The following is a 22,773-nucleotide window of genomic DNA, read 5'->3' on the forward strand; positions in this document are numbered from 1 at the left end:
GACGAAATATGTCAAAGTCGGCTTGACGAAGCCGCGTTTTTTCATCACTCACGCTAAGCTCGGAGATTATGAGTTCATCACCTGTGCATATCGTTCTGGCAGGCGGCGGCACCGCCGGTCATGTCAACCCGTTGCTGGCCGTGGCGGATGCGATTCGCCGTATCCGGCCCGAGGCTTCCATCAGCATCATCGGCACGGCCGTAGGACTGGAGCACGACCTTGTTCCCCGCGCCGGCTATGAGCTGGACACCATCGAAAAGGTCCCGTTCCCGCGGCGCCCCAACAAGGCCGCGCTCCAGTTTCCGGCCAAGTGGATGCGCGAGACCCGCAAGGTCCGCGATATCCTGCGTTCGCGTCACGCGGACGTCGTGGTCGGATTCGGCGGCTATGCCTCGGCTCCGGTGTATTCCGCGGCGCACAGGATGGGCATACCCGTCGTCATCCATGAGCAGAACGCCCGAGCCGGCATGGCCAACAAGCTCGGCGCGCGTTACGCTGCGTTCATCGGTACGGCGTACGAGAACACCGGCCTCAAGCCGGGATCCGGGTGCCGTATGGAGCGCGTCGGGCTGCCGTTGCGGCCGGCGATCAGCACGCTCGCGGCGCAGTTCGCGTCCGATCGCGCGTCCGTGCGCCAGTCGGGGGCCGAGGCGATGGGCATCGACCCGGCGCGTCCCATGGTGCTGGTCACCGGAGGGTCGCTGGGCGCGGTCAGCCTGAACAGGGCGGTGGCATCCAGTGCCGCGGTGCTGCTCGAACACGCGCAGGTCGTCCATCTGACCGGCAAGGGCAAGATCGACGAAGTGCGCTCGTTGGTGGGAGAGCGCGCCGATGCCGGGGTCTTCACCGGTGTGGGCCCTGATTCATACGGCAAGGGCGACTATCATGCGGCCGAATATCTGGAACGCATCGATCTGGCGTTCGCATGCGCCGACCTGGTGATTTGCCGGTCCGGGGCGGGATCGGTGTCCGAGCTCGCCGCCCTGGGCCTGCCTGCGGTGTATGTCCCGTTGCCGATCGGCAACGGGGAGCAGCGGTTCAACGCGCTTCCCGTGGTCAAGGCCGGCGGCGGGCTGATGGTGGCCGACAAGGATTTCACCGCGCAGTGGGTGCAGTCCCATGTGCCGTCGCTGCTCGCCGAACCGGACCGGCTGCGCGAGCTGGGCGACAAGGCATGGGAGTACGGCATTCGCGACGCCGCCGACACCATGGCCCGTCGCGTGCTTGAACTGGCGTAATGCGGCGCTCTGATTGGCGTCGGGTATGACCATAATGGTGACCAGCATGAATCATCAAGGAGAATCTGCAGTGTCTGAAGCGCAAACCAATGCCACCCCTATCGTCCTCGACCCGATGAGGGTCGCGTTCGCGCCCGACGCGACGGTGTTGCAACTGGGAAGGACCCATTTCATCGGCATCGGTGGCGCCGGTATGAGCGTGCTCGCCGAAATGCTCCATGAGCGTGGCGTCGACGTCGACGGTTCCGACCGTGAGGAAGGCTCGAAGACCGAACGGCTGCGATCCCTCGGCATCACCGTCGAAATCGGCCAGCAGGCCGACAACGTGCGTGGCGCCGACACCGTGGTGTACTCCAGCGCCATAAAGCCCGACAACCCCGAAATCGTCGCGGCGCACGAGCGGGGCATCCGCATCGTGCATCGCAGCGACATCCTGGCGTTGCTGATGAACGGCCGCCGGGCGGTCACCGTCGCCGGAGCGCATGGCAAGACCACGACAAGTTCGCTGCTATCCCACATCCTCGTCCATGCCGGAACCGGGAAGCTGGCCGATCCCAGCTACGCCATCGGCGGCACCATCCAGGCACCCGGGGGAGCGGTACTGGACGGTGGGCATGCCGGACGCGGCGACGTATTGGTCGCGGAGGCGGACGAATCCGACGGCAGCTTCTGCAAGTACCGTCCCTCGATCGCGGTGATCACGAACGCGCTCGCAGACCATCTCGACCATTATGGCGACGAGGCGCATTACTGCGCCGCGTTCGTCGACCATGCGGGGCATGCAAGCGGACATGTCGTCATGACGGGCGATGACGAGGGTGCCGTGGCCGTGCTGCGCGACCTCGACCCGTCCGTGGCCCGTCGAACGATCGTGTACGCCACCAAGGATGCCGACCAGATCGGGGACATGCGCGGCGCCACGCTGGTGCGCATCGATGCCGAGCATGAGAGCGCCGACAGCGGCCGGGAGACCTTCACCGTCCATGTGCCGGCGTCGCTCGCGTCGGTCTGCGGCTGTGGCGACGCCGATCTGGCGTTGCCGGTCAGCCTCGCCATCCCAGGCATGCACAACGCGCGCAACGCGACCGCGGCCATCCTGGCCGCGATGCTGCTGGGCGTGACACCCGGGGCCGCAGCCCAGACCGCCTCGACGTTCCTCGGAGCCTCGCGCCGGTTCCAGGTGCGCGGCGAGGAGAACGGCGTGACGGTGGTCGACGATTACGCGCATCATCCCACGGAGATCAGCGCGCTGCTCGACGCCGCCCGGCGCCGGTACCCGCGTTCCGTCATCCGGGTGCTGTTCCAGCCGCACCTGTTCTCGCGCACGCGTACGTTCGCCCACGAGTTCGCCGAGGCGCTGTCCAAGGCCGATGACGTCATCGTCACCGGCATCTTCCCCGCACGCGAACTGCAGCGGGACTTCCCGGACGTTTCCGCCATGACCATCGTCGATGCCGCGCAGGACGTGCCGCACGCTTCGGCGCAGGGCGACGGGACGTGGATCAGCGCGGTCGACGACATGCAGGTGGCGGCTCAGATGCTGGCGATGCGCTGCCGTCCCACGGACGTGGTATTCACCGTCGGCGCGGGGGATATTACCGCCATGGGCGCGGTGATCCTGCACGCACTGGGGGCCCGGCACAATCTCGGTGACCGCTGATGGCACGGCGGGTCGTTTCCTCACATGGCGATGCCGGTCGTGAGGCCGGGCAAGGGTCCGGCTCGCGCAAGCCGCGCACGACGGCAGACAGGGCCTCATCGTCGGGTGCCGAAGCCAATCGCGTCGCCGTGACACGGGAACGCCAGACCAGGAAAAAGCCTCGCACCGCGTCGAATGACGTGTCCCGGAAGGCTGCATCCGGAGAGGCATCGCCGGGGAGAACCACGGTCGGGAAGGCGACGGGCCGGCAGATGACGTCCGGCAGGAAGTCGGAAAAGGCCTTAGAAAAAGAGACTTCCCGGCAGGCAAAGGGCGGGAAAACAGTCTCCCGAAAATCGAGGTTCGGAAAGACGGCGTCCCGGAGCGTTTCGTCGTCCTCGTCCCGGTCGGTATCACGCGCCGAAGGTTTCGTCGACGCGCGTCGCCTGCACAGCGAGGATGTGGTCAAGAAGACGCTCGATGAGAACGTCGGCGTGCTCGGCGTGGCGACCCGTCCCAAAGTGCTGGATTTCGACGCGCGCCTGAAGGAGCGGAAGAAGGCGGGCACCCGGGTCGCCGCCATCCGCGTGCTGATTGTGATATTGGCCGCGGCGTTGGTGTCCGCGCTGATCTGGCTTCTGTTGTTCTCATCCGTGTTCCGTTTGGAAACCTCGCAGATCAGCGTCAGCGGCGGCAACGAATGGGTGAGCGAGAAGGATGTGCTGGACATCGCGAACCAGCAATCCGGCAAATCGCTGTTCCTGGTCTCCGCAGACAAGGTCAGCTCGCAGCTGAAGAACATCCCCGGCGTAACCCAGGCGAACGTCGTCAAACGGTATCCGCGCTCGCTGGAGATTGACATCAAGGCGCAGCAGCCCGCCGCCATGCTCAAGGAACCAGATGGAACCCTGGTGGCGGTCGACCGCAAGGCCCGCGTGCTCAACGCGGTGGGCAAGGCGTCCATGAAAGGTATTCCGGTCATCGAGGTGAGCTCGGTGGACAACGGTCTGAACAGCCGCGCCGTCAAGGAGGCACTGACCATCCTCGGCGGTCTGCCCGACACGATGCGCACCGTCATCACCAAGGTGAGCGCGAAAACGCAGGATTCCATCACCACCGAGCTGAGTTCCGGCAAATATGTCGTCGTCTGGGGTGATTCGTCCGAGCTGAAACTCAAGTCGGCGATCGTCGACAAGCTGCTCAGCGACCCGTCGCTGATAGGAGACAAGCATCAGATCGACGTGTCGGCCCCGAGCCGACCCATCATCAAATAGCGCGCGTTTCGCCGTGGGCAGGACGCGAAACGCGGGTGAAAATACGAAAAGGGCCGCATGATCGTTGGAATCATGCGGCCCTTGGCGAGTGGAGCTGCGGGGAATTGAACCCCGGTCCGATGACCGAACCCTCAGTCTTCTACGTGCGTAGTCTGCTGGCCATATGGCGGTTTTTCTGCCCCCATCGATGTCGCAGACAACTGATGGCGGGCATATCCGCAGTTAAAGTCCCCGAATCACCCTGTGGCTCAATGATTCAGGCGAGTCTTCTAAACGACGCTCAGCATCCCCCCGAAGACGAGAGGGAGTGAACGGAGCGGCTGCTCACTGTTTAACCCTGGCGCGAAGCTCAGGCAGCGAGAGCGAACTCAGTGCGGTTAGATTTAGCACTTATTCTTTTGCAGGGGGCATCCACGAGCGGACCCTGCGTTCTCGGCACGCTTCCCTGCGACGAACAGGTCACCGTCGAAACCGATCAGCCCCGATATTGAATTATCAATTCGCATTCCGGTTTATGGCCGGACATTTCATTATATCCCGGCTGCTCGAAAAAGCAAGTCGGTCATCAGTCGGTCACCCATACGCGCTTGGTGCCGGTCTGGACGCGCTTGGTTCCCGTCCGCACCTTTTTCGTGCCGGACTTGATGCTCTGCATCTGATACGAGCCGTGATCCTCCTGCCGGGTCCCGACTTGGATCTGCTTGTCCTGCCAGACCTTTTCGTACCGGTAGTTGTCGGGGAGGCCGGACTTGAGCAGGTAGTCACCGTGCTCCTCGAACGCGGGGTCGTTCACGTTCGCAGTGAACCCGTCGTGTTCAAAGATGGCGCGTCCGGTTGGCGCCTGCACACGTTGCGTCTCATAGACCGGCCGGGTCTCCCAGTGCCCGGAGGGGCTGCCGTTCGGGCCGCTCCTGTCGGGCTGTGCAGTGGAATCGAGCTGTGCGGATTTGCCGTCGGCATTGTCGGCATCGGTGCCGTCCTTACGGGTATTGTCCCCGGTTGCTTCGTTCTTGCCGCCGGGCCGGACACCCCCCCCTCGGTTTCCGGAGAGGTTCCCTGTTCTCCGGAGGCGACGGTGCCGGCCGGCTTCGGTGGACGCGGCATAATCGCGTGTTCGTTCGCGCTTATGGTTTTTTTTTGGGGGGGGGTATGCCGTGGTATGCCCAGTTCGGATGCGGTGGTGGTGGGTGCGATAGAATCCGATACATGAAAGTGGTATTGCAGCGTGTGTCGCAGGCGTCGGTCGATGTCGTCAATGAGCTGGGGGATTTGGATCCCACGTTCGACCTTCAGCAGATCGGTCCGGGGTTCCTGCTGCTGGTCGGCGTGACCGATGAGGACGGCGATGACGAGATCGCATGGCTGGCGCATAAGATTCTGCGTCTGCGCGTGTTCGAGGACGAGCAGGGCAAGATGAACCGGTCGATCCAGGACATCGGCGGTGAGATCCTGTCCGTGTCGCAGTTCACGCTGTTCGCCGACGTGCGCAAGGGGAACCGGCCGAGCTTCGTCGGCGCGGGCAAGCCGGAACATGCCGACATCATGTGGATCAAATTCAACGAGGCGCTGCGCTCCGGGGGCGTTGCAGTACGCGAGGGGCGTTTCGGCGCCCATATGCGCGTCGGCCTGGTCAACGACGGCCCGGTCACGATCGTCATCGACACCGCCGACCGCCATTGACCGGTCGGGCCGCGGCTGCGCCGTCACCGTGCGAGAGTACCGTCACTGTGCGATCCCTCACTGCGTGACGCATAACCCGCACAGCGTGACGGTTCTCCAGTGTGACGGCGTCCCGCGTGACGGTGCCCGTGACGCAACCCGTGCAACCCGCGCGGAATATTGCCGTGTCCGTGTCGGTTCTCGAATATGCGAAAACCCGCCCGACCGGCTGCCGGTCGTAACCGGTCAGTCAATCGGGCGGGCTTTGCGGGGCGGTCAGTCAGCGCCGAAGCGCCTTGACCCTATCAGGCTTCCACGGGTTTCTTGCCGCTTTCGAGCACCTTGTAGGCGAAGCCGACGACGAGTACGTAGAGGCAGCCGATGGCCATCACGAGGATGCCGCCGAACTGACCCGCGACGTCGGCCGCGGCACCCATGATGGGCGGGAAGATCGCGCCGCCGATCAGGCCCATGAGCATCAGGCCGGAGATCTCGTTCTGACGGTCCGGACGGTACATGAGCGCGTGGGAGAGGAACAGCGAGAACACGTTCGAGTTGCCGAAGCCGACGAGTGCGACCGCGACCCAGAACAGCCAGACCGGCGGATTGGTCGGCACGAGCGTGAAGATCGCGAAGCAGATGGCGGAGAGCGTCATGATGACGCCGCAGATGCGCACGCCGAGCTTGTTGCTGATCTTCTGGAGCACGATGCCGCCGGTGAAGCAGCCGATCATGCGGGCGACGAAGTACACCATCGTCGCGGAGGACGCGATGGCTGTGAACGTGTCGCCGGTGTGCTCGGTCAGGATGCGCGGCGCCTGCGCGTTGATGGCGACGTCCACGCCCACGTGCGCCACGATGCCGAGGAAGCACAGGAGCACGATGCGGTCGGAGAACAGCAGCTTGAAGCAGCGGCCGATGGTAGTGGTGCCGGCGTCAGGCGCGGGCTCCTCGATCTTGTCGAACGCGAGCAGCACGTAGCCGAGGATGCCGACGATGAAGTAGATCACGAACAGTATCCACCACATGCCGACCTGCTTGCCGTCAGCGTTGGTGTAGGTGAAGGCGGAGATGCTGTTCGCGCCCCACATGGCGATCCACGGGGCGAACAGGGAGGCGAACGCCTTGACGAACTGGCCGAGGGTCAGCGTGGAGGCGAGCTTATCACCCTTGACGAACACGGTCAGCAGCGGGTTGAGCGACACCTGCATCAGTGTGTTGCCGATGCCGAGGAACGCGAAGGAGATGACGATGAGCACCAGCTGCACGGTGGACTTCATCGGGCACAGCAGGTAGGCGATGATCGGCAGCGCCATGGCGACGAGCGTCACCAGGATGGACCACAGCACGGTCTTGCGCCGCCCGATCTTGTTCATCAGGATGCCGGTGGGCACGGAGAAGATCAGGAACCAGAAGAACACCATGGTGGTGAACAGGTTGGCGGTTCCGTCGGCGAGACCGAACTCGGCCTTCACATAGTTCGTCGCGGTGCCGACCAGGTCGACGAAGCCCATGACGAAGAAGGCGAACATGACAGGCAGGATCTTGGCGAATCCCGCGTTGACTGGCTTGGTGGTTTCGTTGCTCATTGCGATGTTTCCCTTTTCTCTGATAATGAGCTGTGATTATTTGATCGTCGGTGCATCCTGTGGGCGTGTCACTGCGCGGCCTGCGCGAGGTAGTCGGGCATGGTGTCCGGGTACTCCGGCCAGGCGCCGTTGGCGGTGCAGACGTACGCGGCGGTGTTCACGGCCTTGCGGTGCGCCTCGGCCAGCGTGTCGCCGAGCAGCGTACGGGCGGTGAACGTGCCTGAGAAGGAGTCGCCGGCGCCGACGGTGTCGACGACCTCGACGTGCGGGGCGGCCAGCGTGGAGGACTCGCCGTTCTTGGAGATGATGGTGGAGAACGTGGAACCGCCGGTCAGGATAACGTAGTCGAGGCCGTACTCGCTCATGAACCAGCGGCAGGCGTCGTCGTCGGAGGTGCCGCGGATGTCGAACATGTCGCGCAGGAGCAGCAGTTCGGCGTCGTTGATCTTGAAGACGGTCGCCGCTTCAAGCAGCTCCTCGATGAGCTCCTTGGAGTAGTGGTCACCGCGCAGGTTGATGTCGAAGAACTTCATTGCGCCCGGCTTGGTGTGCTTGAGCAGCTCGATGATGGTGTCGTGGGTCTCGGGGGAGCGCAGGGCCAGCGTGCCGTAGCAGATGGCGTCGGCCTGCTCCACGACCTCGATGAGCTGGCGGGTGAGCAGCAGGTGGTCCCAGGCGACGCCCTTGACGATGGTGTACTCCGGGATGCCGTTCTTCAAGCTGACCTCGACGGTGGAGGTGGGCCATGCGTTGCGCTGGATGATGGAGTGGATGCCGGCCTTCTCGGCTTCGGCGAGCAGCTCGTCGCCGAGCGCATCCTCGCCGACCGCGCTGATTGACCAGCCGTCGGCGCCGTTCATCTTCGCGTGGTAGGCGAAGTTGACGGGGGCGCCGCCTGCGCGCTTTCCGCTGGGCAGCATGTCCCACAGGAGCTCTCCGAGAGACAGAACGATGGGCTTGGTCATGATGGTTTCCTTTCCGGAATGGTTGCTGTGGTTGTTGTGTTGTTGTGTTGCTGCGGGGTCCTCCGTTGTGGGGAACCCCGGAAATCCGTGATGTTCCGCGGGCGGTCACGACAGTTCGAAGAACTGTGACGGGTGGTCGAGGAACTGGTTGATGGCTACGGCCGCGGCGCCGTTCAGGGCGGCGTCCGCGGGCAGGGCGGACAGGGTGATGGCGGTGGTGTCGTTGAGCTCGTGGATGACGTGCTTGTCGATGACCTTGTGCACTTCGTCGAGTAAGAGCTGCCCGGCTTCGGCGACGATGTCGCCGATGACGATCTGTGAGGGGTTGAAGGAGTTGAAGATCGTGATGCAGCCGAAACCGACGTACCGTGCGACCCGCTTGATCAGTGCGATCGCGCGCTTGTCGCCGCCGCGGGCCAGTGCGAACAGCGCTCGGCATGCCTGCAGGTGGGTCATCGTGCCGGCATCGGCGATCAGATCGCCTTCCTTCAGGATCATCTAGTGGATCGCGGGGGTGGAGCAGTAGCGTTTGAGGCACCCGACGTTGCCGCAGTCGCACGGCTTGCCGTTGATATCGATGCTGACATGGCCGATTTCGGTGGCCGCTCCGAGGGCGCCGTTGATGATGTTGCCGTGGTCGATCACGCCGAGGCCGACGCCTTCGCCGACGAGGTAGTAGGCGAGGTTCTCGGTGGTGATGGTGGGATCGAACAGGTATTGGGCCATCGCGCCGGCGCGGGCGTCTTGCTCCACGAACACGGGGACGGTGAACGCGTTGCTGAATTCGTGGATGAAGTTGACTTTCTGCCATCCGCGCATCGAGGACACGACGGCGGTGCGTCCCACGTTGCGCAGGTAGGGGCCGGGGACGGCCATGCCGATGGCGATGATGCGTCGGTCGGCTTCGATCAGCGAACCGATGGTGTCGTGGAGCTGCATGATCGCCGAGTCGATGGTGTCTTCGGTGACTTGGGGCAGTTCCTGCACGGTCAGCGGTTTGCCGGCGAGGTCGAACACGCCGAGCTGTACCAGGCTTCGCGCGAATTTCACGGCGATGACGTGGAATTCTGCGGTGTCGAGAGTGAGCCCGATGGAGCGGCGGTTCTTGCGCCCCTCGAAATCGCCGGTCTCCTTGATGGCGCCGACTTCTATGAGCTTGGCGGTGATCTTGGTGATGGCGGCGGGGGTGAGGTCGAGGGCTTTGGCGATCTGCGCGCGAGAGCTGATGCCGTGCTGGTACAGGTGCTGCATGATCCGCGAACGGTTGGTTTCGGACACTGATGCCAGGGTTGCGTTGGCGATGGTGTTGGTCATCACTGCTCCTTCGCTGTCGTGCCGTGTACGCGGTCGTTGCGTGTTGTTGTCATGCTCGTCATTGAATATGAACGATGTTTATATATTAACACTGTTAATCAAAAAAAGGGAGGCGCGCCGTTGTTCGGCGTGTCGCGCCTTGTCCCACGGTTTGCGCGTGTCGGGGCGTGGGATGGTTCGGGTGCCCTCGTGCGGGATGGTACGGTGATAGACAAGGTATGTGACGCATCGAAGGAGATGACAATGACGGTTGAAATCGCGGTGCAGGACGTGGAGGGCGCCCGCATCGCACATGAGGAGGGGGCGGATCGCGTCGAACTGTGCGCCGCTCTGATGGGCACGGGCGGGCTGACCCCAAGCTTCGGCATGATCCAGGCATGCTCCCATGTCGGCGTACCCCAAGGCGTCCAGGTGCTGATCCGTCCGAGAGGCGGTTCGTTCGCGTTCACCGATGAAGAGAAATACGTGCAGATCGCCGACGTCCGTTCGGCCATCCTCGCCGGGGCGTCCGGCGTCGTCGTCGGAGGCATGACCGAGGACGGACGCATTGACGTGCCGTTCACCCGCGCGCTGGCCGAGGCCGCCCGCAACGAGGCCGTGCGCTGCAATCGCAAGGTGCAGGTCACGTATCATCGTGCGTTCGACATGCTCGACGATCAGTTCGCCGCGCTGGATACCCTGATCGAACTTGGCTTCACCCGCGTGCTCACCTCGGGTGGCGCCGCATGCGTCCCGGATGGTCTGGGCCGCCTGCGGGATCTGTCCGAATACGCCGCGGGGCGCATCCAGATACAGGCCGGCGGCGGTGTGACCGTCGATCTCATTCCCGCCTTGAAGGAGACGGGCGTGTCGGCGATTCATTTGTCGGCGAAACGCACGATGACATCGGATGGGGGCCCCGGAGGCGGAGGCGATGGCGTCATGGTATGCCGCACCGATCGGGATGTCGTGCGTGCCGCAGTCGCCGCCGCGCGCTGAAAATCCAAATCCTCCCGCTGTCGGGAGGTGGCGCGCAGCCTGATCAGCGGTTTTCCAGGTAATCGTGGAGGACTGATAGGGCTTCGCCACGCAGGGTGATTTCGCCCTTGCACTCGCATCGGCGGATGATGGTCCGCGTGTGGAACGACGAGCCGGTCAGCAGGTCGAGCTGCGCCTGCGCGGCCGACAGCAGGGTGTCGTTGACGATGTCGCTCTGCCCGTACACGCACACGTCGGCAAGGTCCAGCAGTCCCACGGGCATGGACAGCGCCGTGCCCAGATAGGTGCCGGCCTCGCGCAGGATGCTCGCGCGCATCCGTTCGTCGCTGCGCTGCAGCCGTGCGTGCAGCGAGGTCGCCGAGACCAGGCGTTCGAGGCACCCTCGCTTGCCGCAGGCGCATGGAGGGCCCTGCGGGTCGAGGGAGATGTGGCCGATCTCGCCGCCGGCGTGGTTCTCGCCGAACACCGGCACGTCGCCCAGCAGCACGGCACCTCCGACGCCACGGCGCAGGCGGACGAACATCATATTGGGGCCGCCCTTACCGAACAGTCGCTCGGTGAACATGGCGGCGGTCGCGTCGTTGTTCACGGTGACGGGAAGTGAGAAACGCCGTTCGATGGGCGTGCGGACGTCGACGTTGCGCCAGCCGAGCAGCGTGGAGCGCTTCACCAGGCCGTTGCCGTCGACCACGCCGGGCATGGCGAGCCCGATGCCGATGACGTTCTGCGTGGCGGCGTGCAGGGGAGTGATGACCTCGTTGATGGTGTCGAAATCCACATGGTTCACCGCCCGCAGCGCGTGTTCCACGTGCATGACCGGCTCGCCGAGCAGGTTCGTGGCCTCGCCCTGGATGAGATGCGGCTGTGACAGGTCGATGCTGATGATATGCAGCGTGTCGGGGTCGACGCTCAGCAGCGTGCCTCGCTTGCCCTTGCCGCCGTTGGACTCGCGGCCGTTCTCGCGCAGCAGGTGACAGCTGAGCATGCTGTTGACCACATCGGAGACCGCCACGCGGGACAGTCCCGTGCGCCGCCCCAATTCGGCGCGTGAAAGCTGGACGTCGGGGAACAGCAGGCTGAAGATCAATGACCGGTTCGTGCGTCTTGCATCGGCGGGACTTGCCTTGCCGCTCTGTCCCGGGTTGTGGGGGGCCCATATCCCGGATTGCTGGTAAGCGGTCATAAGTCCCTGGATCCTTTCCGTGGTTCTCCGCGAGACCATTTCTTGTCACGCAATGTTCATTCTACGGTCGCTCATGTTCAATGTCCGTTGTGTCGCCGAAGATGCGGATATACACATTAGTTAGTATCATTAACAAATAGCGGATGCGCATGTCACGGGAAACGCAAGAATCGCGTGACGGCACGGCTGGTCGCTGATGACAACGGGGTGGCCGAACCGCTGAAGAATGAACAACACAAGGAGGTTGCACATGCCTGAAGTGATTATCGTGAAGGATCAGGATGAGGCCGGCGAGCTGTACGCCCGCTGCGTCGCCGATCTGATCAAGGGCAAGCCGGACGCGGTGCTGGGTCTGGCGACCGGTTCGAGCCCGCTGGCCGCCTACCGTCACCTCGCCGCCATGGTGAAGGCCGAGGACATCGACGTGTCGAAGGTGCGCGGTTTCGCGCTTGACGAGTACATCGGTCTGCCGCTGACCCACCCGGAGTCCTACCACTCCACCATCCACCGCACCGTCGTCGAGCCGCTCGGCCTCGACCCGGAGAAGGTGCACGTGCCCGGTGACGTGCTCGACGGCGCCCCACTGGAGGACGGCGAGCGTATCGCCCACGCCGGCCCCGAGTACGATGCGGCCATCGAGGCCGCCGGCGGCATCGACGTGCAGATCCTCGGCATCGGCACCGACGGCCACATCGGCTTCAACGAGCCCGGCTCGTCGCTGGCCTCCGGCACGCGCGTCAAGACCCTGGCCGAACAGACCCGCATCGACAACGCCCGCTTCTTCGACGACGACATCAACCAGGTGCCGACCCACTGCATCACGCAGGGCATCGGCACGGTGCTCAAGGCCCGTCACCTGGTGCTGCTGGCCTTCGGCGAGGGCAAGGCCGAAGCGGTCGAGGAGACCTGCGAGGGCGGCGTGAGCGCCTTCTGCCCGGCTTCCGCTCTGCAGCTGCACCCGCACGCGACGATCATCGTCGACGAGGCCGCCGCCTCCCGCCTGCGCCACAAGGACTACTACAAGTACGCCTTCGAGCACAAGCCGGCCTGGCAGGGCATCTGATCAGCGCCCTGACAGGCATATCGATATGCGCTCCCGAACCGGGGCGCATGACGGATGGGTTCCCCGTCTGGGGGACCCATCCTCGCATGGGGCGGTCATCATCGCGCCCCGAATCACATACAAAGAGGTAGGACAATATGACTCAATCACGAGAACAGATCGTCGCGCGGGTGACTGATGCGCTGAAGGGCGAGGCGGGTCGCGTCGCCGTTCGCGGTGCCCGCAAGGTGGATGCGTGCGGCGTCCAGGATCATTTCTGGCTGACCGCGGCGGACGGTGTCATCGTCGCCACCGGCACCGACGACGAGGCGTTCGAGTCGGCGTGTCGTTCCATCGGCCTTGATCCGGCCGACGAGACGGCCATCATCGATGCGGCCGGGCAGCTGATCACCCCGGGCTATGTGGACATTCACGCGCATGGCGCATGGGAGCATTCCTTCGATGACGGTCCGGAAGGCATCGACATCGCGCGTGCCGGCCACGCCGTGCACGGCACGACCAGGCAGGTGCTGTCGCTGATCACCAACCCCATCGACGTGATCTGCGCGAACCTGAAGAACGTTCGCGCCAAGATGGACGAGCGCCCCGACGTGCTCGGCGCCCATCTCGAAGGTCCGTTCCTGGCGCTCGCCCGCAAGGGCGCTCATGATCCCGAGTGCCTCAAGGACCCGGTTCCCGAGCTCGTCGACGAGCTGCTGGGCGCTGCCGACGGCTGCATCCGCCAGATCACCATCGCGCCCGAGCTGCCTCACGGCATCAGCGCCATCAAGCAGTTCACGAAGGCGGGCGTCGTGCCGGCCGTCGGCCACTGCGACGCCGATTACGAGACCGCCAAGGCCGGTTTCGACGCCGGCGCGGGCATCATGACCCACATGTTCAACGCGATGAATGGACTGCACCACCGCAAGCCGGGCCCGATCCCGGCGGCCGTGGAGGATCCGCGCGTCACTATCGAGCTGATCAACGACGGCTTCCACGTGCAGGACCCGATGGTCAAGCTGGGCTTCGAGTTCGCACCCCACCGCACGGCGTTCGTCACCGACGCGATGGCGGCCACCGACTGCCCTGACGGCCCGTACAAGCTGGGTGCGCTGGACGTGAACGTCGTCGACGGCCACGCCCGTCTGGTGTCGAACGGTGCAATCACCGGCTCCACGCTGCTGCTTGAGGTCGCCGTGCAGCGCGCCGTCAATGAGCTGGGCATCTCCCCGGTCGACGCCGTCGAGGCTGCCACGCTGGCGCCCGCGCGCGCGTTCGGCTACGACAAGCCGAACGCGGTCACCGGCGCCCCGCTGGGTCTGCTCGCGCCCGGGTACGCCGCCGACCTGTTGCTCACCGATCCGTCCAGCTGGACGGTCAACCAGGTGTGGTGCGCCGGCCGCAAGCTGAAGTAAGGCGCAGCCGCAAGGCGTTGATTGCATTCGTCACGGGAAACTGTGATAGGTCGCGATGAGGGCCGTCTGCATATGCAGGCGGCCCTCATCTCATGTACAGCCTTGTCGCCCCCACCTCTTCCGGTCTCATAATGTGGGCATTGTGTGGCGGATGTCGCAAAATACCGGAATAGTTGCAATTCCAAGGGTTATTCGGCCACAAGCCGCACCCTTGCACATCACAGCCGATTCGTATGGAAACACATGGCTAACACAATAACCCCATAGTCTTGGTGACCGTGCCAATGAAGACGGCGCGGAGAGTAGTTAAGGAAGAGGTATTTCCCTTGAAGAATCATCGCAAGTTTTTGGCGGCTGTCGCATCCATCGCGGCAATCGCATCGCTGACCGCATGTGGCGGCGTGAAGGACGCCAATACGGCGAGCGGATCCGCGATCACCATCGGCACCACCGATAAGATCACCAGCGTGGATCCCGCGGGCTCTTACGACAATGGTTCGTATGCCGTGCAGATTCAGATTTTCCCGTTCCTGTATGCACAGGATTACAATACGTCCGAATTGAGCCCGGATATCGCCGCCGATGACGGTACATGGAATGATGACGGCACCGAATTCACCGTAAAGATCAAGGAAGGGCTGAAGTTCGCGAACGGTCATGACCTGACCGCATCCGATGTCAAGTTCTCGTATGACCGCATCAAGACGATCAACGACGCGAACGGCCCGAGCTCGCTGCTCGCCAACGTCGAATCCGTCGAGGCTCCGGACGATACCACCGTCGTGTTCAAGGACTCCGTGCCGTTCGATGTGACGCTCAAGCAGGTCATGTCCAGCCCGGCCGGCCCCATCGTCGACGAAGAGGTCTTCGACGCCGACAAGCTGACCGACGCCGACACCATCGTCAAGGGGAACGCGTTCGCCGGCCCGTACAAGCTCACCGCGTTCAAGATGAACGAGACCGCGTCCTACGAGAAGAACGACAGCTACAAGGGCCTGACCCCGGCCAAGAACGACGCCATCCAGGTCAAGTACTTCGCCGACGCGTCCAACCTCAAGCTCAACGTCCAGCAGGGCCAGATCGACGTGGCCTTCCGCTCGCTGACCCCGACCGACATCGAGGACCTGTCCAAGGACTCCAAGGTCAAGGTCGTCAAGGGGCCGGGCGGTGAGGAACGCTTCCTGACCTTCAACTTCAAGATCCAGCCCTACGGCGAGTCCCAGTCCGACGCCGACGCCAACAAGGCCAAGGCCGTGCGCCAGGCCGTCGCCAACCTCATCGACCGCGATGAGCTGAGCAAGAAGGTCTACAAGGGCACCTACACCCCGATGTACTCCTTCATCCCCGACGGACTGTCCGGCCATGACGACACGCTGAAGGCCACCTATGGCGACGGTGAGGGCAAGCCCGACGCCGCCAAGGCCAAGAAGGTGCTGGAGGACGCCGGCGTTTCGACCCCGGTCGACCTCAAGCTCCAGTACAACGGCGACCACTACGGCTCCTCGTCCGCCGACGAGTACGCCGCCATCAAGTCCCAGCTGGAGGCCGACGGCCTGTTTAAGGTCGACCTGCAGCAGACCGAATGGACGCAGTACAACAAGGAACGCGTCGTCACCGAAGACTCCGACGGCTCGTACCCGGTCTACCAGCTCGGCTGGTTCCCGGACTACTCCGATCCGGACAACTACCTGTCCCCGTTCTTCCGCGACGGCAACTTCGTCAACAACGGCTACTCCAACAGGGAAGTCAACGATCTGATCGTCAAGCAGGCAGGCGAGAAGGACGCCACCAAGCGTGAGGAGATCCTCAAGCAGGTCCAGGCCCTGGAGACCGAGGACCTGTCCACCATCCCGCTGCTGCAGGGTGCCCAGGTGGCCGTCACCGGAACGAACATCAAGGGTGTCGTGCTCGACGCCTCGTTCCGCTTCCGCTACGCATCAGTGACCAAGTCCTGATCCAGTCCCGGCTCCCGCCGACGCGGGGCGACGCCCGTGAAGCCGGTCATGGATGGTGCAGTTGACGCCAAGCCATCCATGACCGCCGCGGGCGATCCCACACGCCGCGGGAGCATCATCCGTATTCGATCGTTTTTCCCCAGAAGGAGCATCGCGTGTCCGAAAGCGCCACGGCGTCGGCACCTGCGAAGACGCAGCCGAAAGCCAAGAAAAACCGTTTGTCCAGTGGGTTTTTCCGTTTCGTATTGACCAGATTCCTGCTGATCATCCCCACTGTATTCATTCTCGTCACCATCGTGTTTTTCGTGATGCGTGCCACCGGCGACCCGATTTCCGCCGCCATGGGCGGACGCCTGACTCCCGAAGAGCTGCAACGCCGTATCCACGCCGCCGGCTATGACCGTCCGCTGGTCGTGCAGTACCTCGACTATCTTGGCGGGCTGCTGCGCGGCGATCTGGGCACCACGCTCACCGACAACCAGCCGGTCACCACCATCCTGACCCGCTACGGGGCGGCCACGTTCGAACTCGCGTTCCTGAGCCTGATCGTCGCTCTGATCGTCGGCATCGGACTGGGCCGTCTCGCCGCCAGGCGCCGCGACCACGCCGCCGATGCGGGCATCCGCGTGTTCGCCATCCTGTGCTATGCGACGCCGGTGTTCTTCCTGGGACTGATGCTCAAGCTCGTCTTCGCGGTGTGGCTCAACGTGCTGCCCCCATCCGGTCGTTCCAGCTTCGCCAGCGACATGCAATTCCAGAGGCTGGTGTCGCCCACGGGCTTCTACATCATCGATGCCTTCCAGCTGGGTGACATGAGCGTGCTGGTCGATGTGCTGCGTCACGCGGTGCTGCCCGCCCTCGCGCTGGGTCTGCTGACCGCAGGCGTGTTCATCCGTCTGGTGCGCACCAACGTCATCTCCACGTACACGTCCGGCTACGTCGAGGCGGCGCGCTCCCGCGGCGTGTCGGAGGGCCGTCTGCTGTCCAAGCACGCCTGGCGCCCCGCAATGATCCCGATCATCACGGTCATGGGCATGCAGATCGCGCTGATGCTCGCCGGCGCGGTGCTGACCGAGACCACCTTCGAGTGGAAGGGTCTGGGATTCATGCTGTCCCAGTACCTCAAGCAGCGTGACTTCGTCGCCGTGCAGGGCATCGTGATCCTAATCGCCATCATCGTCGCCGTGGTCAACTTCATCGTTGACGTGATCAGCGCGCTCATCGATCCGAGAGTGAGGTACTGACATGACCGAAAGCACTGCAACCAAAGTCGGCGTGCCCGGCGACAAGCGGCTCGGCGACCTCAAGGTCAACAAGCCGGTGCCATGGTACGGCAAGCTGCCGGTGGTGCGCGACCTGAAGATCGCGGTCGGCTGGCAGAAGGCCATGCTGGTCACGGGCCTTGTCATCACCGGCGTGTTCCTGCTCGTGGCGGTCTTCGCCCCGCTGATTGCGCCTTACGGATACTCGCAGATCAAGGATGCGGACGGCGTGTCGTTCCCGACGCAGGCCGCCCCCTCGTCCAAGCACATCTGGGGCACCACCGTCGGCGGATTCGACGTGTTCAGCCGCACGGTGTGGGGAGCGAGGACCGCGGTCATCGCCATCATCGTCGCCGTGCTGCTGTCGATCTTCGCCGGCGTGCTGCTCGGCCTCATCTCCGGATATTTCGGCGGATGGGTCGACCGCGTGCTGGTCGTGATCGCCGACGCCATCTACTCGTTCCCGTCGCTGCTGCTCGCCATCCTGATGGCCATCATGATCTCCGGCGGCCAGTCCGGCCTGTGGAGCGGCATCCTGGCATCAGGCATCTCCATCACCGTGGTGTACATCCCGCAGTACTTCCGCACCATCCGCGCCGAAGTGGTGCGCATCAAGGGATCGGCCTACGTCGAGTCGGCGAAGGTCGTGGGCGCCTCCACATGGCGCATCATGACCAAGCACCTGCTGAAGAACTCGACGCGCACGCTGCCCGTCATCCTTACGCTCAACTCGTCCGAGGCGATTCTGACGCTCGCCGGACTGGGCTTCCTCGGCTTCGGCATCGAGCCGACGGCCGCGGCCGAATGGGGGTATGACCTGAACCGTTCCGTCGCCGACGTCACCGCCGGCATCTGGTGGACGGCCGTGTTCCCCGGCATCGCCATCGTGCTGATCGTGCTGGGCATCACACTGGTGGGCGAATCGCTCAATGATCTGGCGGATCCGCGTCTTCGTGCCCGCAAGTCCGCCGGCGAGGTCATCGGCTCCATCGAAGACACGTCCGTCGACCCCAGTGAGAAGCCGAGCGCCGACAACGAGGTGATCGCGGAGCTCAAATCCGAAGGCAAGCCCCAGGTCAGTGTGGAGAACCCTGCCATCGCGCAGGTGATGGAAAAGGAGACCGACCATGAGTGACTCGACCAACGTCAAGGACACGTCCGGCAATCTAGCCGAAATCGAGAACCTCAGCGTCTCGTTCATGACCGATGCGGGCTCCATCAAGGCCATCGACAAGGTGAACTTCACCATCCCGCGCAAGACCGTGGTCGGCGTGGTCGGCGAATCCGGCTCCGGCAAGTCGGTGACCGCCCGTTCGATCATCAAGCTGCTGCCCGAGACCGCCACCACGTCCGGTGCGATCTACCTGTCGAACCGTGCCGACTCCGAACGTCTTGATGTGCTAAGCCTGTCCGGTGAGGATCTGCGCCGCATGCGCGGCTCCGAAGCGGCCATGGTGTTCCAGGAGCCCAACTCGGTGCTCAACCCGGTGTACACCATCGGCTGGCAGATCGAGGAGGGCCTGCGTGCCCACGGCATGAAAGACAAGAAGGAGCGCCGGGCGAAGGCCATCGACATCCTCAAGAAGGTCGGCATCCCCGAGGCCGAGACCCGCATCGACTACTATCCCCACCAGTTCTCCGGCGGCCAGAAGCAGCGCATCGTCATCGCGATGGCGCTGGTGCTCAACCCCGGGCTGATCCTCGCCGACGAGCCGACCACCGCGCTCGACGTGACCGTGCAGGCCGAAATCCTCGACCTGCTGCGTCTCGCCCGCGACGAGTTCGACGCCTCCGTGCTGATCATCACGCACAACATGGGCGTCATCGCCGACATCGCCGACCAGGTGGTCGTGATGTACCGCGGCCATGTCGTCGAGCAGGGTGATGTGGAAAGCATCTTCTACCACCCCAGCCATCCCTACACCCAGCGCCTGCTGGCGGCGGTGCCGCGCATCGGCCAGAAGCTGGTCGTGCGCGATGTCGGCGGCAAGCCGATCGACCGCACGTCGGATTGGCATGACGAGCCACTGGCCGTCGAGGCGAAGGGACTGACGATCACGTACCCCGGGCACCTGATGCAGCCCGACTTCGTGGCCGTAGACGGCATCGACTTCGCGATCCACCGTTCCGAAGTGCTCGGTCTGGTGGGGGAGTCCGGTTCCGGGAAATCCACCACCGGCCGCGCGATAGCCGGCCTGCAGAAAGTGAGCGGAGGCTCGCTCAATGTGCTCGGCGTCGAGATGAACGGCGTCAGGGAGCGTGATTTCAAGCCCAAGCGTGCCGACATCGGATTCGTGTTCCAAGATCCGGGCAGCTCGTTCAACCCGCTGATGACCATCGCGGAGAACGTCGCCGAACCGCTCATCGTGCACCGCAAGTACTCGTCGGTCGCTGACGCGAAGGAGTACGTGGGCGACCTGCTGGAGATGGTGCAGCTGCCGAGGGCGTACATGAGCCGATTCCCGCACGAGCTGTCGGGTGGCCAGCGGCAACGCGCCTCGCTGGCACGCGCGCTGGCGCTCAAGCCGTCGCTGCTGATCGCCGACGAGCCGACGAGCGCGCTCGACGTGTCGGTGCAGGCCAAGGTCCTGGAACTGTTCAAGAAGCTGCAGGTTGAGATCGGATTCGCCTGCCTGTTCATCACCCACGATCTGGCCGTGGTGGACATGCTCGCCGACCGTATCATGGTCATGCACAAGGGACGCATCGTCGAGCACGGCGACGCCGACGACATCATGCAGCGGCCGAGCAACCAGTACACGAAGAAACTGCTCGCCTCGCTGCCGGTTCCCGACCCGCGCGAACAGCAGAAGCACCGCGCCCACCTGCACGAGCTCCTGGCCGCCGAAAACGCGGCCTAGCCGCTAGCCCCAGCAGGATTACCGGTTCCGCCCCGCTGGCGGGAGGACACATATCGACTCCACGCGAACGTCGTATGGGCGGGCGTGGCGCGACTAGTATAGGGAAGGAATTGTCAGTCGGTTTTCGAACGACACAGGTTTTCGAACAGTACGAAGGAGCATCACACGATGAGCGAAGTCATCACCGAGAAGGACAAGGAATACGAGGCCCGCGAGGAGGCGAACGCCCCCGGCGCGGATCAGGCGATGAGCGACCGTGTGAACAACCGTTCGCTGCGCCCCAATTCCAGCGCCTTCATTGATTTCATGAAGACTGGTTGGGACGCCAGCGAACCGGAGATCGAGCCGCTCGAATCCTCGAAGTTCACGCCGGCGCGACTCGCCGCACTGGGCAAGGCGTTCCCCGGCGAGCGTCTGGTGATTCCGGCAGGCAGTCCCAAGGTGCGCAACAACGACTGCGATTACATGTTCCGCCCGGACACCACCTTCGCGTACTACACCGGCCTCGGCCAGGATTACGAGGCGGGTGCCGTGCTGGTGCTCAACCCTCTCGACCCGGATTCGCCCGAGGCGAAGGCCGGCAAGACGCATGAGGCCGAGCTGTTCGTCGCCCCGCGCGCCGACACCGCCACGCAGGACTTCTTCATGAACGCCCATTACGGCGAATACTGGGTGGGCCCTCGCGCCGGTCTCAAGGAAATGACCTCGATGACCGGCATCGAGACGCACGACATCGCCCAGCTGGCTGACGCGCTGTCCAAGGACGTCGGGGCCGAGGCCGGTGCGGTGCGCGTGCGCGTGATCAGCGACGCCGACCCGCAGGTCACGTCACTGGTCGAATCGATCCGTGAGGCCAACGGCTATACCGACCCGGACAAGAACAACGCAGCCGACGACAAGCTGCACGAGTTCGCCGCCGAAGCCCGCATGGTCAAGGACGAGTACGAGATCGGAGAGATGCGCAAGGCCGTCCAGGCCACCAAGCACGGCTTCGACCACATCCTTGCGAAGCTTCCCGAAGCGCTCGACAAGCCGCGCTCCGAGCGCATCCTCGAAGGCGCGTTCAACGCGGTGGCCCGCGAGGAGGGCAACGCGCTGGGCTACGATACGATCATCGCCTCCGGCGAGCACGCGCCGATTCTGCACTGGATGCGCAACACGGGCGTCGTGCGCAAGGGCGATATGCTGCTCATCGATGCCGGTGTGGAGGTCAACAGCCTGTACACGGCCGACATCACCCGCACGTTCCCGACCAACGGCAAGTTCACCGATTTCCAGCGCCGGCTCTACCAGGCGGTGCTGGACTCCCAGCAGGCCGGCTTCGAGGCCGCCAAGCCGGGCGCCACGTACTCCGACATCCATCACGCCTGCATGCGCGTGATCGCGCAGCGCCTGCACGACTGGGGGCTGCTGCCGGTGGACGTCGAGGAATCGCTGTCGCCCGAAGGCCAGCAGCACCGCCGTTGGCTCGCCTGCGGCGTGGCGCACCACCTCGGACTTGACGTGCACGATTGCGCACAGGCTCGCTACGAGTCGTACCAAGGCGCGAAGATCGAACCCGGCATGATCTTCACCATCGAGCCCGGCCTGTACTTCCGCGAGGACGACCTGCTGATTCCGCCGGAATACCGCGGTATCGGCATCCGCATCGAGGACGACGTGCTGATGACCGAGAACGGCCCCGAATGGATTTCCGCGGGCATCCCGAAGCAGCCCGACGACGTCGAGCAGTGGATGGCCGACATGGCCGCAGGCTCCAAGGCCTGATTGTTCCGATACGATGCCGCCCCTTTCAACGGGGCGGCATCGTCGGTTGTACGCAATACAAGGAGGAATGCCCATGCCAACACCCGAATTCGTATTGGAGTTGCGCAAGAAGATCGGCCATGACCTGTTGTGGCTCAACGGGGTCACCGGCTGCGTGCTGGACGACCGGGGCCGCCTGCTGCTGGGCCGTCGCTCCGACACCGGCGAGTGGGCCATGGTCTATGGCATCAACGAGCCCGGTGAGCAGCCGGCGGATACGGTGGTGCGCGAGATCAAGGAGGAGACCGGCATCGACGCGGTCGTCACAGACCTGGTCGCCGTCACGTCGTCGTCACGCGTGATCACCTATGCGAACGGCGACAATACGATGTACATGGACCACTCGTTCCTGTGCGCTCTCAAGCCCGGCGGCAATGCCGAGCCGTATGTGGGGGACGAGGAAAGCCTGAACGTGGGCTGGTTCGAACTGGATGATCTGCCCGAGCCCCTGGCCGCCAGCACTGTGGAGCGGCTGAAGCTGTTCCGGCGCTATCTCGACAACAAGCGCCGGGGCGACGCCCACGCGCTGTTCGTCGCCGACGGGGTGCAGCGCTAGCGGCGGGTCTGTTTGCGTCTCTAAGTGCGCGCCGAAA

General features: G+C 64.1%; 17 protein-coding genes, 1 other RNA gene and 1 pseudogene. 13 read left to right on the plus strand and 6 right to left on the minus strand.

Annotated elements, in window-relative coordinates; translation table 11 throughout:
• Positions 1 to 68 precede the first annotated feature (68 nt).
• The 3 genes from MMB49_RS02975 (at position 69) to MMB49_RS02985 (ending at position 4,151) form a co-directional block, all read left to right on the plus strand.
• Entirely contained in the window at positions 69 to 1,238 is a 1,170-nt protein-coding gene (locus MMB49_RS02975; protein ID WP_013363242.1) for a UDP-N-acetylglucosamine--N-acetylmuramyl-(pentapeptide) pyrophosphoryl-undecaprenol N-acetylglucosamine transferase, read from the plus strand.
• A gap of 70 nt (positions 1,239 to 1,308) precedes the next feature.
• Positions 1,309 to 2,898, plus strand: coding sequence for a UDP-N-acetylmuramate--L-alanine ligase (murC, locus tag MMB49_RS02980; protein WP_047271725.1), 1,590 nt, complete (start codon positions 1,309 to 1,311; stop codon positions 2,896 to 2,898).
• A 440-nt stretch (positions 2,899 to 3,338) separates the two neighbouring features.
• Complete coding sequence (locus MMB49_RS02985) at positions 3,339 to 4,151, plus strand: cell division protein FtsQ/DivIB (protein ID WP_003817017.1); 813 nt, start codon at positions 3,339 to 3,341, stop codon at positions 4,149 to 4,151.
• 86 nt (positions 4,152 to 4,237) lie between these two features.
• On the opposite strand, the gene ssrA is transcribed toward MMB49_RS02985, so the two are convergent.
• Positions 4,238 to 4,634, minus strand: a transfer-messenger RNA (tmRNA) gene (gene ssrA / locus MMB49_RS02990).
• An 82-nt stretch (positions 4,635 to 4,716) separates the two neighbouring features.
• Positions 4,717 to 4,998 carry a hypothetical protein gene (locus MMB49_RS02995; protein ID WP_229940936.1) on the minus strand — a complete coding sequence of 94 codons (282 nt, stop codon included), beginning with the start codon at positions 4,996 to 4,998 and terminating at the stop codon, positions 4,717 to 4,719.
• Positions 4,999 to 5,357: 359 nt separating this feature from the next.
• Between MMB49_RS02995 and dtd the strand changes: the two genes are divergently transcribed.
• Positions 5,358 to 5,831 carry a D-aminoacyl-tRNA deacylase gene (gene dtd, locus MMB49_RS03000; RefSeq protein WP_003812335.1) on the plus strand — a complete coding sequence of 158 codons (474 nt, stop codon included), beginning with the start codon at positions 5,358 to 5,360 and terminating at the stop codon, positions 5,829 to 5,831.
• A 284-nt stretch (positions 5,832 to 6,115) separates the two neighbouring features.
• On the opposite strand, the gene MMB49_RS03005 is transcribed toward dtd, so the two are convergent.
• From MMB49_RS03005 to MMB49_RS03015, 3 genes and pseudogenes are all read right to left on the minus strand, one after another.
• The gene (locus MMB49_RS03005; protein WP_003817038.1) at positions 6,116 to 7,399 is read right to left on the minus strand and encodes an MFS transporter; all 1,284 of its coding nucleotides are present in this window, start codon (positions 7,397 to 7,399) and stop codon (positions 6,116 to 6,118) included.
• 68 nt (positions 7,400 to 7,467) lie between these two features.
• Positions 7,468 to 8,364 carry a carbohydrate kinase family protein gene (locus MMB49_RS03010; protein ID WP_047271728.1) on the minus strand — a complete coding sequence of 299 codons (897 nt, stop codon included), beginning with the start codon at positions 8,362 to 8,364 and terminating at the stop codon, positions 7,468 to 7,470.
• A gap of 105 nt (positions 8,365 to 8,469) precedes the next feature.
• A pseudogene (locus tag MMB49_RS03015) lies at positions 8,470 to 9,678 on the minus strand (ROK family protein).
• Between the two features lie 243 nt (positions 9,679 to 9,921).
• Between MMB49_RS03015 and MMB49_RS03020 the strand changes: the two are divergent.
• Positions 9,922 to 10,656, plus strand: a complete 735-nt coding sequence (locus MMB49_RS03020; RefSeq protein WP_047271730.1) for a copper homeostasis protein CutC — start codon at positions 9,922 to 9,924, stop codon at positions 10,654 to 10,656.
• A gap of 43 nt (positions 10,657 to 10,699) precedes the next feature.
• Here MMB49_RS03020 and MMB49_RS03025 read toward each other — a convergent pair whose 3' ends face one another.
• Positions 10,700 to 11,839: an ROK family protein gene (locus MMB49_RS03025; protein WP_014760008.1), complete on the minus strand. Its 1,140-nt coding sequence runs from the start codon at positions 11,837 to 11,839 to the stop codon at positions 10,700 to 10,702.
• A 250-nt stretch (positions 11,840 to 12,089) separates the two neighbouring features.
• Between MMB49_RS03025 and nagB the strand changes: the two genes are divergently transcribed.
• The 8 genes from nagB to MMB49_RS03065 all read left to right on the plus strand — a co-directional run bounded on the left by nagB (position 12,090) and on the right by MMB49_RS03065 (position 22,736).
• Entirely contained in the window at positions 12,090 to 12,902 is an 813-nt protein-coding gene (gene nagB / locus MMB49_RS03030) for a glucosamine-6-phosphate deaminase (protein WP_003812347.1), read from the plus strand.
• Between the two features lie 137 nt (positions 12,903 to 13,039).
• Positions 13,040 to 14,296 (plus strand): N-acetylglucosamine-6-phosphate deacetylase, encoded by a 1,257-nt coding sequence (nagA, locus tag MMB49_RS03035; protein WP_265067861.1) that lies wholly within the window; start codon positions 13,040 to 13,042, stop codon positions 14,294 to 14,296.
• Between the two features lie 284 nt (positions 14,297 to 14,580).
• On the plus strand, positions 14,581 to 16,251 hold the full coding sequence (locus tag MMB49_RS03040) for an ABC transporter substrate-binding protein (protein ID WP_047271732.1): 1,671 nt from the start codon (positions 14,581 to 14,583) through the stop codon (positions 16,249 to 16,251).
• Between the two features lie 155 nt (positions 16,252 to 16,406).
• The gene (locus MMB49_RS03045; RefSeq protein WP_003821622.1) at positions 16,407 to 17,495 is read left to right on the plus strand and encodes an ABC transporter permease; all 1,089 of its coding nucleotides are present in this window, start codon (positions 16,407 to 16,409) and stop codon (positions 17,493 to 17,495) included.
• 1 nt (position 17,496) lies between these two features.
• Entirely contained in the window at positions 17,497 to 18,648 is a 1,152-nt protein-coding gene (locus MMB49_RS03050; RefSeq protein ID WP_013363253.1) for an ABC transporter permease, read from the plus strand.
• Positions 18,641 to 20,374, plus strand: a complete 1,734-nt coding sequence (locus MMB49_RS03055) for a dipeptide ABC transporter ATP-binding protein (RefSeq protein WP_047271734.1) — start codon at positions 18,641 to 18,643, stop codon at positions 20,372 to 20,374. Before MMB49_RS03050 ends, MMB49_RS03055 begins: the two co-directional genes overlap by 8 nt.
• 168 nt (positions 20,375 to 20,542) lie before the next feature.
• On the plus strand, positions 20,543 to 22,141 hold the full coding sequence (locus MMB49_RS03060; RefSeq protein WP_047271736.1) for an aminopeptidase P family protein: 1,599 nt from the start codon (positions 20,543 to 20,545) through the stop codon (positions 22,139 to 22,141).
• A 73-nt stretch (positions 22,142 to 22,214) separates the two neighbouring features.
• On the plus strand, positions 22,215 to 22,736 hold the full coding sequence (locus tag MMB49_RS03065) for an NUDIX hydrolase (protein WP_033509470.1): 522 nt from the start codon (positions 22,215 to 22,217) through the stop codon (positions 22,734 to 22,736).
• Positions 22,737 to 22,773: the final 37 nt, after the last annotated feature.

Origin of the sequence: Bifidobacterium sp. SKU (assembly GCF_026016405.1) — a bacterium.
GTDB lineage: Bacteria > Actinomycetota > Actinomycetes > Actinomycetales > Bifidobacteriaceae > Bifidobacterium > Bifidobacterium bifidum.

Excerpts from the sequence above, each read along its gene's own strand:
- MMB49_RS03065 (WP_033509470.1), top strand. The coding sequence starts at position 22,215 with ATGCCAACACCCGAATTCGTATTGGAGTTGCGCAAGAAGATCGGCCAT.
- MMB49_RS03005 (WP_003817038.1), bottom strand. The coding sequence starts at position 7,399 with ATGAGCAACGAAACCACCAAGCCAGTCAACGCGGGATTCGCCAAGATC.
- MMB49_RS03020 (WP_047271730.1), top strand. The coding sequence starts at position 9,922 with ATGACGGTTGAAATCGCGGTGCAGGACGTGGAGGGCGCCCGCATCGCA.
- nagA (WP_265067861.1), top strand. The coding sequence starts at position 13,040 with ATGACTCAATCACGAGAACAGATCGTCGCGCGGGTGACTGATGCGCTG.
- dtd (WP_003812335.1), top strand. The coding sequence starts at position 5,358 with ATGAAAGTGGTATTGCAGCGTGTGTCGCAGGCGTCGGTCGATGTCGTC.
- MMB49_RS02975 (WP_013363242.1), top strand. The coding sequence starts at position 69 with ATGAGTTCATCACCTGTGCATATCGTTCTGGCAGGCGGCGGCACCGCC.
- MMB49_RS03055 (WP_047271734.1), top strand. The coding sequence starts at position 18,641 with ATGAGTGACTCGACCAACGTCAAGGACACGTCCGGCAATCTAGCCGAA.
- MMB49_RS03010 (WP_047271728.1), bottom strand. The coding sequence starts at position 8,364 with ATGACCAAGCCCATCGTTCTGTCTCTCGGAGAGCTCCTGTGGGACATG.
- MMB49_RS03040 (WP_047271732.1), top strand. The coding sequence starts at position 14,581 with ATGAAGACGGCGCGGAGAGTAGTTAAGGAAGAGGTATTTCCCTTGAAG.
- nagB (WP_003812347.1), top strand. The coding sequence starts at position 12,090 with ATGCCTGAAGTGATTATCGTGAAGGATCAGGATGAGGCCGGCGAGCTG.
- MMB49_RS03050 (WP_013363253.1), top strand. The coding sequence starts at position 17,497 with ATGACCGAAAGCACTGCAACCAAAGTCGGCGTGCCCGGCGACAAGCGG.
- MMB49_RS03060 (WP_047271736.1), top strand. The coding sequence starts at position 20,543 with ATGAGCGAAGTCATCACCGAGAAGGACAAGGAATACGAGGCCCGCGAG.
- MMB49_RS03025 (WP_014760008.1), bottom strand. The coding sequence starts at position 11,839 with ATGACCGCTTACCAGCAATCCGGGATATGGGCCCCCCACAACCCGGGA.